18 protein-coding genes are annotated in these 15,440 nt (G+C 59.3%); 8 read left to right on the plus strand and 10 right to left on the minus strand.

Going from position 1 to position 15,440, the window contains the following annotated elements:
• Positions 1-35: 35 nt before the first annotated feature.
• The 10 genes from IHQ72_RS07075 to IHQ72_RS07120 all read right to left on the minus strand — a co-directional run bounded on the left by IHQ72_RS07075 (position 36) and on the right by IHQ72_RS07120 (position 8,121).
• Positions 36-623: a hypothetical protein gene (locus IHQ72_RS07075; RefSeq protein WP_258121782.1), complete on the minus strand. Its 588-nt coding sequence runs from the start codon at positions 621-623 to the stop codon at positions 36-38.
• Entirely contained in the window at positions 620-1,210 is a 591-nt protein-coding gene (locus IHQ72_RS07080; protein WP_258121783.1) for a L,D-transpeptidase, read from the minus strand. Before IHQ72_RS07080 ends, IHQ72_RS07075 begins: the two co-directional genes overlap by 4 nt.
• Entirely contained in the window at positions 1,194-2,357 is a 1,164-nt protein-coding gene (locus IHQ72_RS07085; protein ID WP_258121784.1) for a CpaE/TadZ family protein, read from the minus strand. The genes IHQ72_RS07080 and IHQ72_RS07085 overlap by 17 nt, the downstream gene beginning before the upstream one ends.
• A complete protein-coding gene (locus IHQ72_RS07090; RefSeq protein ID WP_258121785.1) occupies positions 2,354-2,938 on the minus strand; it encodes a TadE/TadG family type IV pilus assembly protein in 585 nt (194 codons plus the stop codon). Before IHQ72_RS07090 ends, IHQ72_RS07085 begins: the two co-directional genes overlap by 4 nt.
• The gene (locus IHQ72_RS07095; RefSeq protein WP_258123764.1) at positions 2,928-3,380 is read right to left on the minus strand and encodes a TadE family protein; all 453 of its coding nucleotides are present in this window, start codon (positions 3,378-3,380) and stop codon (positions 2,928-2,930) included. The genes IHQ72_RS07090 and IHQ72_RS07095 overlap by 11 nt, the downstream gene beginning before the upstream one ends.
• 70 nt (positions 3,381-3,450) lie before the next feature.
• Positions 3,451-4,971, minus strand: a complete 1,521-nt coding sequence (locus IHQ72_RS07100) for a TadE/TadG family type IV pilus assembly protein (RefSeq protein ID WP_258121786.1) — start codon at positions 4,969-4,971, stop codon at positions 3,451-3,453.
• A gap of 54 nt (positions 4,972-5,025) precedes the next feature.
• Positions 5,026-5,295, minus strand: coding sequence for a hypothetical protein (locus IHQ72_RS07105; protein ID WP_258121787.1), 270 nt, complete (start codon positions 5,293-5,295; stop codon positions 5,026-5,028).
• A 4-nt stretch (positions 5,296-5,299) separates the two neighbouring features.
• Positions 5,300-6,745: a type II and III secretion system protein family protein gene (locus tag IHQ72_RS07110; protein ID WP_309508784.1), complete on the minus strand. Its 1,446-nt coding sequence runs from the start codon at positions 6,743-6,745 to the stop codon at positions 5,300-5,302.
• 57 nt (positions 6,746-6,802) lie between these two features.
• On the minus strand, positions 6,803-7,843 hold the full coding sequence (cpaB, locus tag IHQ72_RS07115) for a Flp pilus assembly protein CpaB (protein WP_258121789.1): 1,041 nt from the start codon (positions 7,841-7,843) through the stop codon (positions 6,803-6,805).
• Positions 7,844-7,938: 95 nt separating this feature from the next.
• Positions 7,939-8,121, minus strand: a complete 183-nt coding sequence (locus IHQ72_RS07120; protein ID WP_258121790.1) for a Flp family type IVb pilin — start codon at positions 8,119-8,121, stop codon at positions 7,939-7,941.
• Positions 8,122-8,652: 531 nt separating this feature from the next.
• On the opposite strand from IHQ72_RS07120, the gene IHQ72_RS07125 reads away from it, so the two are divergent.
• The 8 genes from IHQ72_RS07125 (at position 8,653) to IHQ72_RS07160 (ending at position 15,196) form a co-directional block, all read left to right on the plus strand.
• Positions 8,653-10,041 (plus strand): TadA family conjugal transfer-associated ATPase, encoded by a 1,389-nt coding sequence (locus IHQ72_RS07125; RefSeq protein WP_258121791.1) that lies wholly within the window; start codon positions 8,653-8,655, stop codon positions 10,039-10,041.
• A complete protein-coding gene (locus IHQ72_RS07130; RefSeq protein ID WP_258121792.1) occupies positions 10,041-11,012 on the plus strand; it encodes a type II secretion system F family protein in 972 nt (323 codons plus the stop codon). Before IHQ72_RS07125 ends, IHQ72_RS07130 begins: the two co-directional genes overlap by 1 nt.
• An 18-nt stretch (positions 11,013-11,030) precedes the next feature.
• Positions 11,031-11,981: a type II secretion system F family protein gene (locus tag IHQ72_RS07135; RefSeq protein ID WP_258123766.1), complete on the plus strand. Its 951-nt coding sequence runs from the start codon at positions 11,031-11,033 to the stop codon at positions 11,979-11,981.
• A 56-nt stretch (positions 11,982-12,037) separates the two neighbouring features.
• Entirely contained in the window at positions 12,038-12,583 is a 546-nt protein-coding gene (locus tag IHQ72_RS07140; protein WP_374120336.1) for a tetratricopeptide repeat protein, read from the plus strand.
• Between the two features lie 8 nt (positions 12,584-12,591).
• The gene (locus IHQ72_RS07145) at positions 12,592-13,116 is read left to right on the plus strand and encodes a prepilin peptidase (protein ID WP_258121794.1); all 525 of its coding nucleotides are present in this window, start codon (positions 12,592-12,594) and stop codon (positions 13,114-13,116) included.
• Positions 13,117-13,221: 105 nt separating this feature from the next.
• The gene (locus IHQ72_RS07150; protein ID WP_258121795.1) at positions 13,222-13,482 is read left to right on the plus strand and encodes a hypothetical protein; all 261 of its coding nucleotides are present in this window, start codon (positions 13,222-13,224) and stop codon (positions 13,480-13,482) included.
• Positions 13,483-13,501: 19 nt separating this feature from the next.
• A complete protein-coding gene (locus IHQ72_RS07155) occupies positions 13,502-14,143 on the plus strand; it encodes a methyltransferase family protein (RefSeq protein ID WP_258121796.1) in 642 nt (213 codons plus the stop codon).
• A 57-nt stretch (positions 14,144-14,200) separates the two neighbouring features.
• Positions 14,201-15,196: a phosphatase PAP2 family protein gene (locus IHQ72_RS07160; RefSeq protein WP_258121797.1), complete on the plus strand. Its 996-nt coding sequence runs from the start codon at positions 14,201-14,203 to the stop codon at positions 15,194-15,196.
• Positions 15,197-15,440: the final 244 nt, after the last annotated feature.

The following is a 15,440-nucleotide window of genomic DNA, read 5'->3' on the forward strand; positions in this document are numbered from 1 at the left end:
ACGCAAGAACCCGTCTCTCGATGTGTCTGTCGCTTCTAGTTGATTTTCTTGTAGTGGACCTTGCCGTCAGGCTGCACTATGCGCTGGTAGGAAGAGTTTGGGGGAGGGGGCGGCGGCGCGATCCTCTTTTTGGGCGGGCGCGGCGCTTCGACGATACTGGGTTCGGTCGCTTCTTCGAGATCGGTGGCTGCTTCCGCCATGGTGCTGGTCGTGATCACGGGAGGCTCCGCCGCGCTTGACATGTCGTCATCACTGTCCAGGGGCAGCTCCTGTTCAAGCCGGGCAATACTGCCTTTGACTTCGTTGAAGCTGCCCTGCAGTTGACTGTCCAGTTTTTCAAACCGGCTTTGAAAGCCGTTGTTGACCGTATCGAGCCGGGCTGCGATCCGTTGCTCGAACGATCCGAGCTGTTCCAGCCGCCGTTCGACAAGGCGCAGATCGTTGATGCCGCGGTAGAAATAGACCGCCGCCGTTATGTTTACCGCCGTGATCAGCAAGGCGCCGACGGCGACAACGCCGATCATCCTTGCATTGCTCGGTTTCCCCACCGCAGCTTGCTCTTCCGTGTGGGTTGCCGGCCCAATGTCGATTGCCGGCATATCCGGGTCGCTGATCATCGTCATTGGACCACCACCTTTGCGCCGACCGAGACACGCTTGAAGAGATCGATCACATCGGTGTTGGTAAGACGGAAACATCCCGATGTTCCGTCGAAGCCGATGCCCTTGGGATCGTTGGTGCCGTGGATGCGGTAGAGCGTGTCGCGCCCGTCCCGCAGCAGATAGAGTGCCCTGGCGCCGAGCGGATTGTAGGGACCGGCGGGCACCATTTCCGGCAGCTCCGGCTGGCGGGCGCGCATTTCCCTGGGCGGGCGCCATTCCGGCCATTCCGTTTTCGCTCCCACCTTGACGATGCCGGTCCAGCCAAAGCCGTCGCGCCCGACGCTGATCTGGTAGCGCAGTGCCTGGCCCTGCCTGGTCACAAGATAAAGCGCCTTCTCGTCCTTGCGGATGATGATCGTGCCGGCCCGTTCCGCGGTTTGGAGAGCAACCGCCTTGCGCAGGCTGGGCCCCATTGCCGGCAGCGGCGGCCGGTCCGACAGCGCAGATCGGGCATGGGCGAATTCCCAGGCCGGCATCCCCAAGGCAAGGCCGATGATGCAGGCGCCGGCAAGCCTCGGGACGGTACGAAATCTACCGTGCAGCGTCATCGAGCCGCTCTTTGAACATCCGCTTCAGGTCCTTGTTGAAGCGCGCCCGCCCATCCACTTCGGAGGGCAGGATGGCCCGGTTCAGCGCGTCGGTCAGCAGCGCATTGTCCAGGCCGACCGACTTGATGTGCGGCGCCTTGAAGATCTTCTCGAGTTCGCTGCGCGAAAAGTGGTTGCCGAACCATTTGCGCTTATGCTTGTTGGCGACCAGCGTGATGCTCACCGAATTGCCGCGCAGTTCGCGGATCTTCGTGTAGAGCCGCTTGCCTTGCCGCAGCGAGGCGACGTTGAGCTCGAAGACGATGAAGATCTCGTCGCTCGTCGAAAGCACGGAATTCTGCCAGGGGGTTTCGATATTCGGCAGGTCGATGACGATGTCGTCGAACCGGTAGGCGACGAGGTCCAGCAGCCGGAACACGAAATCGGCGCCCTGCGGCTCAAACGGCAGCTGCGGCCTCTCGAATGAATAGAGGGTCAGGCCGGACGGGCGAGAGAGCTTGATGACATCCATCAGTTCGACATCGAGCCTTTCAGGCTGGCCGATGATGCCGGCCAGGTCGAACTGGTTGAACAGGTTGAGATAGGCGCCGCAATTGGCGCTCTGGAAATCGAGGTCGACGAGGCAGGTCGAAGCCGCACGTTCGGTGGATTTCGACGCCAGGAACTCCGCCGCCGACAGAGCGAGCGTCGTGGCTCCGGCGCCGCCGCTGGCGCTGATGAAAGTGATGATACGGCTCTTGGTGCCCTGGTTGCCGGTGTCGTGAAATGTGACCGCGTTGAGCAGTTCCTTGGCGTCGAGCGGCTTGTGCAGCCAGTCCGAGGCGTTCATGCGAACCAGGATGCGCGTCTTTTCGGAGGTCAATTCGTCGGAAACCGCGATCAGCGGCACGGATGCCCACAAGGCGCGCGCCGCGACGATGCCGGGCTCGCCGAGCAACTCGCCATTGGCCACGTCGAGGATGACGATGCCCGGCCGCGTCTCAGGGGGCGGGCCGTTGAGGAAGTCAGCCGTCTCGGAAATCCTGACATCGTAGATGGCCAGCGCGTCGAGCCGCGTCGCCACCTCGCGTTTGAACTGCGGATCCGACGAGAACAGAGCGACCTGCTTTCTTTTGGTCGGGAGAACTTTGGTGTTGATGGCATTCATGGGTAGGTGCTTTTCATATCTTCGCCCGTAACCGTGCTGAGCATGGAGGGCATGGTGATGTCATTGAATCCAAGAAGCCCACTGAGAAAGAAGAACTGGAAGGTAAGACCCTCAAGGCTGACCGTGACCGTCGGGACCGGTCCGCCTGGGCGGCCCCAATAGCCGAGGCCGGTCGCGGAGTAGGTGATCCTGACATTCGCCGGCTGGAGCCTGGGGAAGAAAACGACCATGCGATTGTAGATCGCGTCGAAATTCGCCTGGTCGAATCCAGTACATCCGCCTGCACCGGTACAGGAATAGGTGGGGAAGCTTCCAGACGCCATAGCCGTGCCCACCAGCGGCACGTTCGTGGTGACCGCCGCGCTGGCAAGCGCGACACTGACAGGATTGGAAATAGAGGCTGCCCTCGCGCCGACTTGGACCGCCTTTGTGGCTGCGTTCCATTGGTAAAGCGCATAGCCGAAATCGATAAAGCCGAGCGTCAGCGTGAGAAGCAGGGTCATGGCAATTGTAGCCTCGACCATTGCGGCTCCGCATTCCTCTTGTCTGAAATCACGTCGTGGTCGCATGTCAATAGCCAACAAATCGCTCCTCATGCGAGGCCGCGATGGTGATTGGGCCGACCCCGATGTAGAACAACAGCGAGCCGGCCCCATAGTTGTAGGTAGTGGTCACGCGGATTGTGCGAACGGTCGTGCCGGTCCCTCTGTAGTCCTGCAAGCCCGTGTCTGGATCGACCGGGTTTGCAGTGTCGTAGGTCGCGATTGCGACGGGCTCGTCGGCAGCCCAGTCAGCTACCCTGAACGTCCCGGCCACCGGTGTCCCGTATTTAGCGATGTTTTGTGCAGTAGAGACGCAATAATTTGTGCCTGGGTCAGGGTTTACAAAGTCCTCTGTGCAGCGCGCCATGAAGCGTGCGGCATCACGCAGACCCGCCTCGATCAGCAGCTTGCGATGGATAATGGTGCCAAACTCAAATACGCCGGCCGTCAGGGCAATCATCAGCGGCGTGATCAACGTCATCTCGACCAAAATTGCACCGCGCTCCTCGCGCCGGAATTGCCGGGCGAGGCGCTGGACGGAGTCGACGCACCTAGCGATAAAGCTGCACATTGTCCTTCGCGAAGCCCATCATGGTGCCTCGACCCTTATTGCCATCGATGTCAACGATTTCGGCCAGCACGTCGTCACCGGTAACCGGCTCGGTGAGGAAGAAACTCGCGAAGCCCATCGCGGTCATGCTGCCACTCTGTCCGTTCAGTTCATCCTCGTATTGAGCGCAATCGACAATTGCTGCGTAGATCAAACGCCGATCAGGATCGGTCGATGGCGATGCATGGCAAAGTGCTTCGCCGGTTTCACCGCCGACTGATAGGGTGTCGACCAGACCGTTGGCGGGGTCCGTCTCGTATTTGTAAAGGTCATACCGGGACGGCGGGTTGGCGTTCGTATAGGCGCTCCCGTCTTCGTGTTGGAAGTCATCCAGCTCACCATTGGGGTAGTTGGCTGCCACGTAGCCCTCGTAATCCCACAGGCCATTACCGATGCGCCCGTCGAATAGCGGGTAGGCGGTGTCCTGCGTCAGGCCATGGAACTTTGTGAGGTCGGTCCCGGGTATCTTGTCGCACGGGTCGGTGCCGGGATTGTTGCCCTTTGGCGCGAAGTCGAACCCTTTTCGAATGTTGGGTGCCGGTGGCACCGACGCGTCGGTCTTTGCGAAGTGCGATCCGTACATGTCGAACCGGGTATTGAACGCCGCCTTCGCTTTTTCAGTCAGATTGCCGGTCTGTGTGTAAATTCCTCTGCTGTTCACGCATTCCGGAAAATCGACGTGCGCGATGTCATCGGCAAGATCTGGCTCACCGTAACCATGGGCAGACAGCGGGCGCAGGAAGCCCATGTTGCCCGGCCCCCACGACGTTGAGCCCATCACAAGTTTAATGCCCTTTCGGTAGAAATTCTGATTGTTCGCCACATCCTGCAGGTTCTGACCCGGGAACGGGTTGCAGATGAAGAGCGGGGTCATGTCGCAGACGACGACGCCCGCGAATCCCGCAACGGCGGTCGCGCCGACATCGAAGAAGTTGTTCGCCCCGGCGCCGACGAAGGACGCTGGGAAGATCGCGTCGAAACGGCTTGCCTGGACTGAAACCATAGCAAACTGCGCATCCGCGCTGGTCGCCGCCTTCCGATCGACTCCATTGGCGTCGACCCCCGTCAGCGGATTTATGGCCGTCGAATCGCTTGGCGGTATGCTCGCGAGAAAGCACCAAGCGATGTCGCCTCCGTTCCGGCAGGCCGTCGTGCCGTTCACGGCGCCGCCATTATCAAGGTCGGCGCGAGCAGTCACACTGGAGAAGCGGCTGTCGTTCTCGACAAGGTTGGCGAGTGCTCGTTCCGCCCGGGTCCACGCATCCGGCTTGCCGTCCAGTTCCGCTGCCGCCGCGAGCGCGAACGCGTCAGCGCCCTTCTGAAGATCGTTGTGGAGGTTGTTGACCCGGCTCATATCGATCGCCAGCAGGGAAAAGCCGATGATCGCCGGCAGCATGACGCTGACCAGAATCAGCGCTATTCCCCTCTGATCGTGCCAGAACGCGCGAACAATCCGCAGCATGGCCCTTGCTCCCCTGACGCCAGTCGCTTTGCCTGACGCTGAACCCGCACCCTTCTATTCAACGCCGGTGTTGCCGACATTGACCGTTATGGCTGGCGGTGGCGGTGGTGGTGGTGGAAATTTGTAACTCTGGGCAACAGCGGCAGCGCGCGCGCCATCGCCTTCAATCGCCGTGTTCCTCGACGCCGGGTTGAGCGGGTCGACCGTCTGCAGCAGCGAATTGTATTTCTGCGTGTCGCCGGCAGCCAGTGTCACCGTTTCGTAATTGTTCAGGTAGTCGGCGGCGCAGCCCGTCAGCAAGCCGGCGCACAAGAGGATGAGCAAGATCCTATTTCTTGGCATAGATCATCTTGTCCTTGGATTTGAGGTCGAGCATGTGGCCGTAGGGACCGACCACGCCTTGGCCGAGTTCATATTTGCGAACCATGTCCTTGGTCACTTCCAGTTGACCGAGCACGAAAAACTCTGGGTCGTTGGCCGACCGCGTCTTGTCGAACGGCGTCGCCAGTTGCTCGCCAGGCTTTACCGGCCGCACGATACGCGGCGTCACGATCACGACCAGTTCGGTTTCTTCCTTCTGGTTGCTCGAATTCCTGAACAGCGTCCCGACGATCGGCACCTGGCCGAGCCACGGCACCTGCCTCTGGATCTTGGTGTTCTTGCTGGACAAAAGCCCGCCGACCGCGAAGCTCTGGCCGTCGCGCAATTCGACGACGGTCGACAGCTTGCGGTTGGTGAAGATCGGGTCGCCGGCGACGGTGAAGCCGGTCAGGTCGCTGACTTCCGGCGCCAGCCTGATGTTGATCTTGTCGTTGGCGAGCACGACCGGCGTGAACAGCAGATTGACGCCGAACTGCTTGTACTCGACCGAGATCTCGCCATCACCTTCGTCGGTGCGGATAGGCACTTCGCCGCCGGCGTTGAAGCTGGCCAGCTCACCGGAAAGCGTGGTGAGGTTGGGTTCGGCAAGGGTGCGCACCACGCCCTTGGCCTCGAGCGCCTCAATGATCAGGTCGACCTTGATGTTGCTGTCGATGACGCGGGTGATCAGCGCCGCGAACGGGTTGGTGTTCGAAAGAAGGCCGGTAAGCAGATCGCCCGGCCCGAGCACCACACCGTCCTCATCGACGGCGGCTATGCCCGTTGCGGTGCGGGTCGTGCCGCTGCCATTGGTGCTCCTGATTGAGACGCCAAGATCGCGGCCGGCATTGCGCTTGGCCTCCAGCACCCGCACTTCAAGGTTAACCTGCTGGCTGTCGTCGACGGTCACCGCGTTTATGATCGCGTCGGGGCCATATTGCTGAGCGACCTCCATGATCGCCGCCAGCGTGGCGCCGTCCTTGACATGGCCGCCAAGCCTGACCTTGCCGTTGATCGAGCCGATATCGATGCGCGAATTGGGCGCGACCTGCCGGATCGCCTGCGCCATGTCGCTCACGTCGACGCCGACCTCGATCTGGATCACGCCAAGCGAGCGCTTGTCCTCGGAAAAGAGGTTGACGGTGGTGGTGCCGGCGCTCTTGCCGATGACATAGAGCGTGCGGTCGGTCATTGGCTGGGCGTCGGCGATCTTCTCGTCGCCGACGACGATATCGCCGAGAGTGGCGTTCACCTGGATTGTCACCGACTGTGACATGGGCAGGAAAATGCGGTGGACGCTGGGGTTCGATACATCGATCCTGCGGTCGGCTGCATGAGCAGCGGGGCTTAAAGGCAATAGCGCCGCAGAACAGGCTAGTGTGGCCGCCGCAAGTGGTCCCCAGAACATACGCATCTACGCTACCCCCCTTTGCCGGCTGATTCGGACGCCCCTTATCCTAACAGCCGGGTGTCACTTTTGTCGCGGCACGTCGTAAGATTCAAGCTTCACACCCCTGAAGACGCCGATTGTCGCACGCGCCGGCGGCTCCGGCTGCACATATTTGATCACTTCCTTAACCACTTCTTGCACCTGGGGTGCTGAGACCACTGCCGGAACAGGTTTTGCCTTGCTCAACAGGTCGAGCCTGCTTCCCACCCGTTCCACGGCCTGGGTGAGCCCATTGATCTTGTCGTCGGCGCGCTTGCGCTCGGCTGCGGCCTCAGCCTCGGCTATTGCCTGCTTGGCGAGTTCGGCCTGCCTGGCGGCAACATCGGCCGGCGTGTCACCGGTCAGGTCTGAAAGCGTAATGCGTTCGGTCGTCTCGCCCTTGCTGGCGGCAGCCTGGCGAAGCGCCAGTGACAGTTGGCCAGCGTCGGCGGCCAAGGTAAGCTTCTGGGCGTCTTTGGTGCTGACCTCGAGCGTGACCGCTTTGACGACCGTCGGGTTCTCGGTGCTTTCATCGGCGACCTGGTCGACGGCGAGCACCTTCATGCTCTGCAAAAGCACGTCGACAAAACTCTGGTCCGCCCCTTGGCCGGTGCGCACCTTGCGCGTCAGCAGCACATCGACCCGGTCGCCGGGGAAAACGAACCCGGCGACGCCGAGCACGTCGTTGACCCTGATAGAAACGGCCTTCATGCCTTCGCCGAGCACCGCCGAAAGCGTGGCGCGCTGGCCGGGACCGGTGATCTTGGTTGCGAGAACGGGCTCGTTAGTGCCGATCGCTTGCAGCGCCTGCTTCGTGCCATCGCCGGCCAGCAGATCTTTTGTTGTCTTGAAAGCTCCGGTCGGGACCGCGCCTGAGGGCCAGGCGACTTCGCGCACCTTGTCCGCCGACAGCGTGTCGCCGAACTTCAACGGCATCGCGGCCACCACAACCGTGTCGTGCTGAACATCATCGGGCCGCGCCATTGCACTGCGCTGGCTAGCCAGCCAAATATTGGCGAGCACGACCGCCACCACGCCGAACACGCCGGCGAGAACGATCATGATGACAGTGTTTGCGCGCATTTCTTGCCCCACCCGACTGCGTTTGCACAGCTTGCTGTATTATTCTTGATCATCGACGCCACGGATATCCGCGGCGTCGATGACAGCGACCCGTATCACGGGTTGGCAGTCAACGTCGTCGATAGCGATGTCCACCGGGCACCGACCCAAGTGCCGACGACAACAATCGACGCAATCACTGCGATAGTGATGATGCCGAGCAAGATGGTATATTCGACCATAGCAGCGCCGTTTTCGTCGTCGCGGAACTGCCGGGTCATCGTCATGAGCTTCTTCATGCCAATTTCTCCATTGGAGGTTTGAACCCGACGAGACGAGCCAAGGATGAAATCCATACCCAAGCATCCCCCGTCATCTCGATCTAAGTCCCGACGAAAATCAGAGTCAAACGGGATTAAGGGTTTCTTAACTTTCCTATACATTGCCGGGCAAGAATATTTGCGACCTGAAGCGGACCAAAACATTGATTCGGCTCGTTTTTCAACCATCTTAACCATTCGTTCATAATTTGGCCGTGGGTATGGCAGAAGTGGGGCAGCATTAGCGGTAGTGCATATTCCTTTATATCTTAAGGGTTTGCGTGGGTTCCATGGCGCCTTTGTGACAAAAAAAGCATCTGGCATTGAAAGGCGAGTGCTCGTGTTCCATCAGGACAGCGCTACTGACCAAATAAGCGTCGCGTTTTCTGATGCTTGATCTTAACTATGTCTGAAGTATTAAATTGCATGGTGCGCGGCTGGCGCTTGTGCCCTGCGTGGTTAACGTTTAGTTTCCATGGCGACGGATTCTACGGGGGAGTATAACGCGATATGCTGGGGCGGTTCACCAAAGGGCCAAGCGAGTTGCGAGTCGAGCCAAAGCTCGAGCCGATGGCGGTTTTGCCCGCCACCCCGACGCTTTCACCTGTTGTCGACTTTGAACCGCATGGTAACGATTTCCTGACGCTCAAGGTCGAGCTCCACCGCCACCTCATTGATCGCTTCAACCTGACCGCCCTTGAAAACGCGTCCAAGGATGAAATCTTGAATGAGATCCGGCCGATCGTGCGGGAATTTGTCCGCGCTCGCAACGTGCCGCTGAATGCTCGCGAGCTCGATCAATTGACCAGCGACACCGCCGACGAGATGCTCGGCCTGGGGCCGATCGAGCCGCTGCTGAAAGACGATTCAATTTCCGACATACTGATCAACACGCACAATCGCGTTTTCATCGAGCGGCGCGGCGTGATCGAGGAAACCTCGATCCGTTTCCGCGACGAGGCACATCTGCTGCGTGTCATCAACAAGATCGTCTCGGCGATCGGCCGACGCGTCGACGAATCGGCGCCGATGGTGGATGCGCGGCTGGAAGATGGTTCGCGCGTCAACATCGCAGTGCGGCCGATCTCGGTGGATGGCCCGCTGGTGTCTATCCGCAAATTTTCCAAAAACCCCTATTCGCTCGAACGCCTGATGGCGTTCAATTCGATCCGCCAGCCGATGATCGACCTTCTGCGGATCGCGGTGCAGGCACGCAAGTCGATCCTGGTTTCAGGCGGCACCGGCAGTGGCAAGACGACCTTGCTCAACGCCCTGTCGAGCTACATCCCGTCCCGGGAGCGCCTGATCACCATCGAAGACGCCGCGGAACTGCAATTGCAGCAGCCGCATGTCGGCCGGCTGGAGACGCGTCCGCCCAATGTCGAGGGCAAGGGCGAGGTCCGCCAGCGCGAACTGCTCAAGAATGCGTTGCGCATGCGGCCGGACCGCATCATCGTCGGCGAGGTCCGCGGCGAGGAAGCCTTCGACATGCTGCAGGCGATGAACACCGGCCATGAAGGTTCGATGACCACCATTCATGCCAACACACCGCGCGATGCAATATCGCGGCTGGAGCAGATGGTCGGCATGGCCGGCATGCCGATGACCCACGAGTCCATCCGAGCGCAGATTGCGTCGGCCATCGACATCATCGTGCAGACGCAGCGTCTTGCGGACGGCGGCAGGCGGGTCGTCTCCATATCGGAGCTGACCGGGATGGAAGGCAATGTCGTCCAGCTTCAGGAACTTTACCATTTCGTTCGCCGCGATGTGAATGCGGAGGGTCAGATCGTCGGTGAATTTCGCGCCACCGGCGTCCGGCCGCGCTTTGCCCAGGAAGCGGCGACGCTCGGCCACCACTTCGCCAAAGACGCGTTCAATCCGCAGGTTCCGCTTTGATGCCGTCTGGCCAGACATTACTTTACCTCATCTATGTGATGGCGGCGGCGTCGGTTATTCTCGCGGCCGAAGCTCTGTACATGACGTACTCCAAGCGCCGCTCAACGGTCAGCACGATCAATCGTCGGCTGAAGCGGCTCGCTGATGAGGTTCCGGCCGAACAGACCTTGCAGGGATTGCTGCGAGAACGTGGGCTTACCGGCTCGGGCGATTTTCTTTTCAATGCGGTCGGGCTGAACAGGCTATACACCCAATCCGGCATTACCGGGAATCCGCTGTCGTTTGTCGCGATATTTATTCTCGCTGGGCTAGTACTGGCACTGGTATTTTCGTTCCTGCTACACTTCTCCGCCGTGGTTTCGTGCATCGTCTTTCTTCTCATCGGATTCGCCCTGCCGTTTCTGGTTCTCCGCCGCGCCCGTGCCAAGCGAATCCAGAAATTCGCGAAGCAATTGCCGGATGCACTCGACATGATCGTGCGTTCGCTGCGCGCCGGTCATCCAACTTCCGTGGCGATAGGTCTTGTCGCCCGTGAAATGCCTGATCCACTCGGCACCGAATTCGGCATCGTTTCCGACGAAATCACCTTTGGCCTTAGTCTTGAAAACGCGGTGCGGAAACTCTCGCAACGCGTTGGCTTCGAGGGCCTTCAACTGCTGTCTGTGTCGCTGTCGATTCAGGCCAAGACCGGCGGCAATTTGACCGAGATACTGTCGAACCTCGCATCGGTGCTGCGCGAACGGCAGAAACTCAGATTGAAGATCAAGGCGCTCTCGGCCGAGGGGCGAATGTCGGGGTGGATCATTTCATTGTTTCCGCTCTTCATGTTCGGCATCCTCATGGGCATCGCTCCGAGCTACTATGGCGATGTATGGGGCAATCCGCTGATCATGCCTGTGTTTTTGATTTTCGGACTATGGGCTCTGCTGGGCGACTTCATCATGTATCGCATGGTCAATTTCGATTTTTGACGGGAGCCAGCCATAAACCTGTTTTCGAATACCCAGGATCTGAGCCTTTTGGTCTCAATCGCCGTTTTCCTGGCGGCGGTGGCGCTATTCCTGTTGGGAGCGTTTGTCTTCACGCCGGCGCTGCAGACGAGGAAGCGGGTTGCGCAAAGCCTGTTGGCAGACGGTATTCCCAACCGACGTTCGCTCGTCGGACAGGAAGAATTGGCCAGGATCTCGGCGCAGCGGCCGGTCGAGGCGTATTTTCGATCGCTCAAAAAGGAACGGGACGAGCCCAGCGCGCTGGACGCGAAGCTCTTTCGCGCCGGCTTCTACCAGCCAAGCGCGCCGCTCATTTATACTCTGTCTCGGCTCGGCGCAGTCTGCGTCGGTTTTGTTGCGACCTATGCACTCCTATCCCAGATCTTACCACCCCAATTGCCCAGTCTTGTCGCTTTTGGAGGTTCAGCCTTGCTTGGGCTTGCATGCATTGTCATACCCAGCATCGCGCTCGACCGGTTCGAGAATGGGCAAAAGCAGATCTATCGTCGCGGCTTTCCGGATTTCATGGATATGATGATTACCTGCGCCGACGCGGGCATGAGCCTGGAGGCGGCCGTCGAGCGCGTCAGCAACGAACTGGCCGGCACCCATAAATGGCTCGGTATCCAGCTTTCGATCATGACTCTGCAGTTGCGCGCCGGCAAGCCGCTGCGCGAGGCGCTGCGCGAACTCGCTGACCGAATCGGCCTTGACGAGGCGCGGGCGCTGGCTGTGCTGTTTCGTCAGTCGGAAGAACTCGGTACAAGTTTGACAGAAGCCCTGCGCGTCTACAGCGACGAAATGCGTGGACAGAGAATCCTTCGCGCCGAGGAACGCGCCAACTCTTTGCCGGTCAAGATGATGATTCCATTGGGGCTGTGCATCTTTCCGGTGGTGATGATGGTCGTCATGCTGCCTGTTATCATCCGAATGAAAGGCATTTTCTTCTAGGCAGGTATATGCTTTGGTCGAAATACAGAGTCGGGGGAACTCTTTTGAGGGACAAAATGACAGGGCCAATGCGCCGCGCAGCCGTCGCCAGCCTGCTGCTTATCGTGCTTTCCGGCTGTCAGACGGCTGATACCAGCGGCGTCGTCCGTACCAATGAGCCCTCAAAAGGTGACGTGACAGCCTTTGGCGATACCTTCGACGGGCTGAAGACGGTCAGCGACGTCGAATACTATGCCTCGGACCAGGCCGTCGCCGAAGCCAAGAACCAGTTCCGTGCGGAAAACTACGGCAATGCCGGCGCCCTGTTCTACAAGGCGACGCAACTGGCGCCCAATGATGGTGGTGCCTGGATGGGCCTGGCCGCCTGCAGCGATCGCATCCGCCGCTTCGACCTCTCCGACCTGGCCTACGCCCGAGCCTTCCGGCTGGTCGGCGGGACGCCCGAATATTACAACAATGTCGGCTATTCCTATCTGCTGCGCGGCAAGCTGCAGGACGCGCGCAGCAATTTCCTCAAGGCTTATGAGCTGGCGCCCAACGATCCGACCGTGGCCAACAATCTGCAGCTCCTGTCGTCCAGCGTGAAGAATCTCGAGCGGTAGGCGATAGCATGCTGCTCGCCGCATCGCTGCTGCTGAAGGGACTAGCCATTCCTTTGCTGGCAAGGATCGCCTGGCGCGACTTCACCACCCAGAAGATATCCAACCAGAATGTGCTGCTGCTGCTTTGCCTGGGTTTGGGCTCGCTGCAGCTCCTGTCGGTTCAATCCGGGTCGTGGTGGGACATGGGCCTGAGCGCGCTTGCCGGTCTTTTGCTGTTTGTTGCGCTGTTTCCGTTCTGGGCCATGCGCAAGATCGGCGCCGGCGACGTCAAGCTGATGGCGGTGGTGCCGTTGCTGATCGGCGGCAGCGGCCTCCTGGTGTTCTCCGTGCTCCTGCTGGTTTTCGCCCTCGCCACGGCGTTGATCGTGAAAAATCCGTTCATGCTGCCCGCGGGAGTCTTCCGCCTCTACGTTCAGCACCTGGACCGCAAAGGCGTCGTGCCGTTTGGCGTGCCGATCTCGCTCGCAGCGATCTGCACGATAGCGTTTCAGGTCTATAGCAACTTGACGGCTCTAGGCGGCTTCTCGATCTGACACTGGTGGCGCGCAAATCACCTTCCCAATTAACCTTCTGGAAACCATTAACTTGCGCTCAAATCGGCGAAGTGCTTGGATTGGGTCTTGCCGGCGGGGCGCGGTATGGACATTCTCAATCTCAAAGCGCTTTTGATTGCGGTTCTGATCTTCGTTCCGATCAAGCGCCTGTTTGCTCTAAGGCCAGGTCAAACGATCCTCAGGAAAGCCGACGCGCCCTTTGGAACGATGTACCTGCTGGCAAAGCGGTGCCGGAGCGTTATAGCGATCGATGATCCCATTCCACCAACTTACGTCGAGCAACTCGCCTATCCATTTATTCCAAAGGGTAAATTCCATGAAGCTCCCACCAGCGGCGACGCGTGATTTCATCGGGCGCGCAATAATGGTACTCTACTTCACGGTCTGCGCGACTTTGAAGGCTGGAGCATTGGTTACAGCTCTTCGCGGCGCAGAATGGCCAACAGCGCGAATTATCGGGGTCGTGGCAGACGTTGCCGCTCTCGGCTTCCTCGTTCTCGTTGTTGCAACGACAGTGGCGCGTCTTCCGCCGCTGAAGACAGCGCAGGGGCTTGAACCCCGAATCTCGGCGCTGATCGGATGCTTTGCCACCGTAACTTTGATTGCTGTCCCTCGAGTCGAGATACTTCCGCAGATTGAGCTCACTGCCAACCTGATTACCATCGTCGGCTTCGCGCTTTGCGTTTGGTGCCTATGGTGGCTCGGCAGATCGTTCAGCATCGCTGCTCAGGCCAGACGGCTCGTCACCGCAGGCCCCTATCAAATCGTGCGGCACCCGCTCTACGCCTGCGAAGCGATCGTCCTGCTCGGCATTCTTTTCGGTAATCCGACGTGGGCGACGGTCGCAATCTGCGCGATCGCCCTCGCTTTTCAATATCGGCGGATAATCAACGAGGAGAGGGTCTTGCGAGCGACGTTTCCCGAATATCATGAATACGCTCAGCGCGTTCCGATGCTCTTGCCTCGTTTCGCTGGCGCATCTTTGCCGGCGCCTGACCCGCGATAGCTTATGTCGCATCTCAAAACACGGTGGGTAAATTCATCCAATACTACGGCGAGGATTATGGGCGCGGGCGCAAGGAACTACCTTTACGCGACGTTGATCACTTCAGGCCTGCTTGGGGCTGTTGACCTGCTGTGGCTGCCCTATTCGACTGTCAGCTTTTCGCCACTTAACTGGCATGACATTAGAGCAGTGGCACTATGTATCTGCTTGGCTGGTTTGGTTTCGTGGCTTGTAACGCGGCGCCTACGGGACGATCGCTCGCGGGCAGGCCAATTTGTTCGCCGGGCATCCGATTTTCTTGGAAGCTTGGTGCTTGTCGCGGCAGCCTTTGTCCCACTGCTGATCTGCACGACTATTCTAATGCATGTGGCCAGCGCGACTGGGCGCCCGCTTGCCGACCCGGTGCTCGCCGCTATCGATGCCCGAATGGGCTTCGATTGGCTTTGGTTCCTCTCCGTCACAAATAACAAGCTGGTAGCTCCTGTGCTGATCGTTGCCTACCATGCGCTCGGACCACAGGTGCCGTTTGTCCTATTGTTGAACATAGCCACAAACAGAAATGACAGGAGCTTGCAGTTCATCGCGATGCTAGCCGTCTCATCAGTGCTCGCTGGAGCAATAATGGCGCTCGTACCGGCTGAAGGGGCCTATGCGTACTTCAAGCCAACTGCAGAACAGTTCAACCATTTCACCGCCCAGGCAGGCATGTGGCATCACGAGACTTTGATGGCGCTGCGATCCGGCGAACCGTTCGATCTGATCATGACCAGAAGCAACGGACTGGTTACCTTCCCGTCCTACCATACAGCTCTCGGTATAATAGTCGTCTATGCGCTTCGCGACTATCGCTGGCTGATGTGGCCAATAGCTGTTTTGAATGCTCTGATGATCATCGCCACCCTTCCCGAGGGTGGGCATCACCTGATTGATGTGCTTGCTGGCGCAATGGTTGGCGTGGCTTCGATTTTTGCCGTGAGAATGATTGGCGCTTATGAGCGCGGAAAGGCCGACAGCGTCGCGAGATCAGCGGTGGGATCGGAAGCGGGCCGCTGAGTCGGAAAGTTCGCCGTACTTAAATCACAGAAAGAGTACGGCGGGGCTCCTCTAAGTGCCTGAAAATAAGGCGATCCCGACAGGGCGGGACGAAGACGCTACCGGGTGGGGGATTTGTGTGACGTGCCCGATCGTGATGGCGGCGTCGACAGGGCACGTCCGCTCATGTTTTGGCGCTATTTATTGAAAAGCATGGTGATCCCCGACAGAACCTGTGACCTACAGATTAGGAAACTTCCTACAG

Source organism: Mesorhizobium onobrychidis (genome assembly GCF_024707545.1).
GTDB classification, from domain to species: domain Bacteria; phylum Pseudomonadota; class Alphaproteobacteria; order Rhizobiales; family Rhizobiaceae; genus Mesorhizobium; species Mesorhizobium onobrychidis.

Coding starts and splice junctions, on each gene's coding strand:
- IHQ72_RS07075 (WP_258121782.1), bottom strand. CDS start 623: ATGACGATGATCAGCGACCCGGATATGCCGGCAATCGACATTGGGCCG.
- IHQ72_RS07080 (WP_258121783.1), bottom strand. CDS start 1,210: ATGACGCTGCACGGTAGATTTCGTACCGTCCCGAGGCTTGCCGGCGCC.
- IHQ72_RS07085 (WP_258121784.1), bottom strand. CDS start 2,357: ATGAATGCCATCAACACCAAAGTTCTCCCGACCAAAAGAAAGCAGGTC.
- IHQ72_RS07095 (WP_258123764.1), bottom strand. CDS start 3,380: ATGACGTTGATCACGCCGCTGATGATTGCCCTGACGGCCGGCGTATTT.
- IHQ72_RS07100 (WP_258121786.1), bottom strand. CDS start 4,971: ATGCTGCGGATTGTTCGCGCGTTCTGGCACGATCAGAGGGGAATAGCG.
- IHQ72_RS07110 (WP_309508784.1), bottom strand. CDS start 6,745: ATGCGTATGTTCTGGGGACCACTTGCGGCGGCCACACTAGCCTGTTCT.
- cpaB (WP_258121789.1), bottom strand. CDS start 7,843: ATGCGCGCAAACACTGTCATCATGATCGTTCTCGCCGGCGTGTTCGGC.
- IHQ72_RS07120 (WP_258121790.1), bottom strand. CDS start 8,121: ATGAAGAAGCTCATGACGATGACCCGGCAGTTCCGCGACGACGAAAAC.
- IHQ72_RS07125 (WP_258121791.1), top strand. CDS start 8,653: ATGCTGGGGCGGTTCACCAAAGGGCCAAGCGAGTTGCGAGTCGAGCCA.
- IHQ72_RS07130 (WP_258121792.1), top strand. CDS start 10,041: ATGCCGTCTGGCCAGACATTACTTTACCTCATCTATGTGATGGCGGCG.
- IHQ72_RS07140 (WP_374120336.1), top strand. CDS start 12,038: ATGACAGGGCCAATGCGCCGCGCAGCCGTCGCCAGCCTGCTGCTTATC.
- IHQ72_RS07145 (WP_258121794.1), top strand. CDS start 12,592: ATGCTGCTCGCCGCATCGCTGCTGCTGAAGGGACTAGCCATTCCTTTG.
- IHQ72_RS07150 (WP_258121795.1), top strand. CDS start 13,222: ATGGACATTCTCAATCTCAAAGCGCTTTTGATTGCGGTTCTGATCTTC.
- IHQ72_RS07155 (WP_258121796.1), top strand. CDS start 13,502: ATGGTACTCTACTTCACGGTCTGCGCGACTTTGAAGGCTGGAGCATTG.
- IHQ72_RS07160 (WP_258121797.1), top strand. CDS start 14,201: ATGGGCGCGGGCGCAAGGAACTACCTTTACGCGACGTTGATCACTTCA.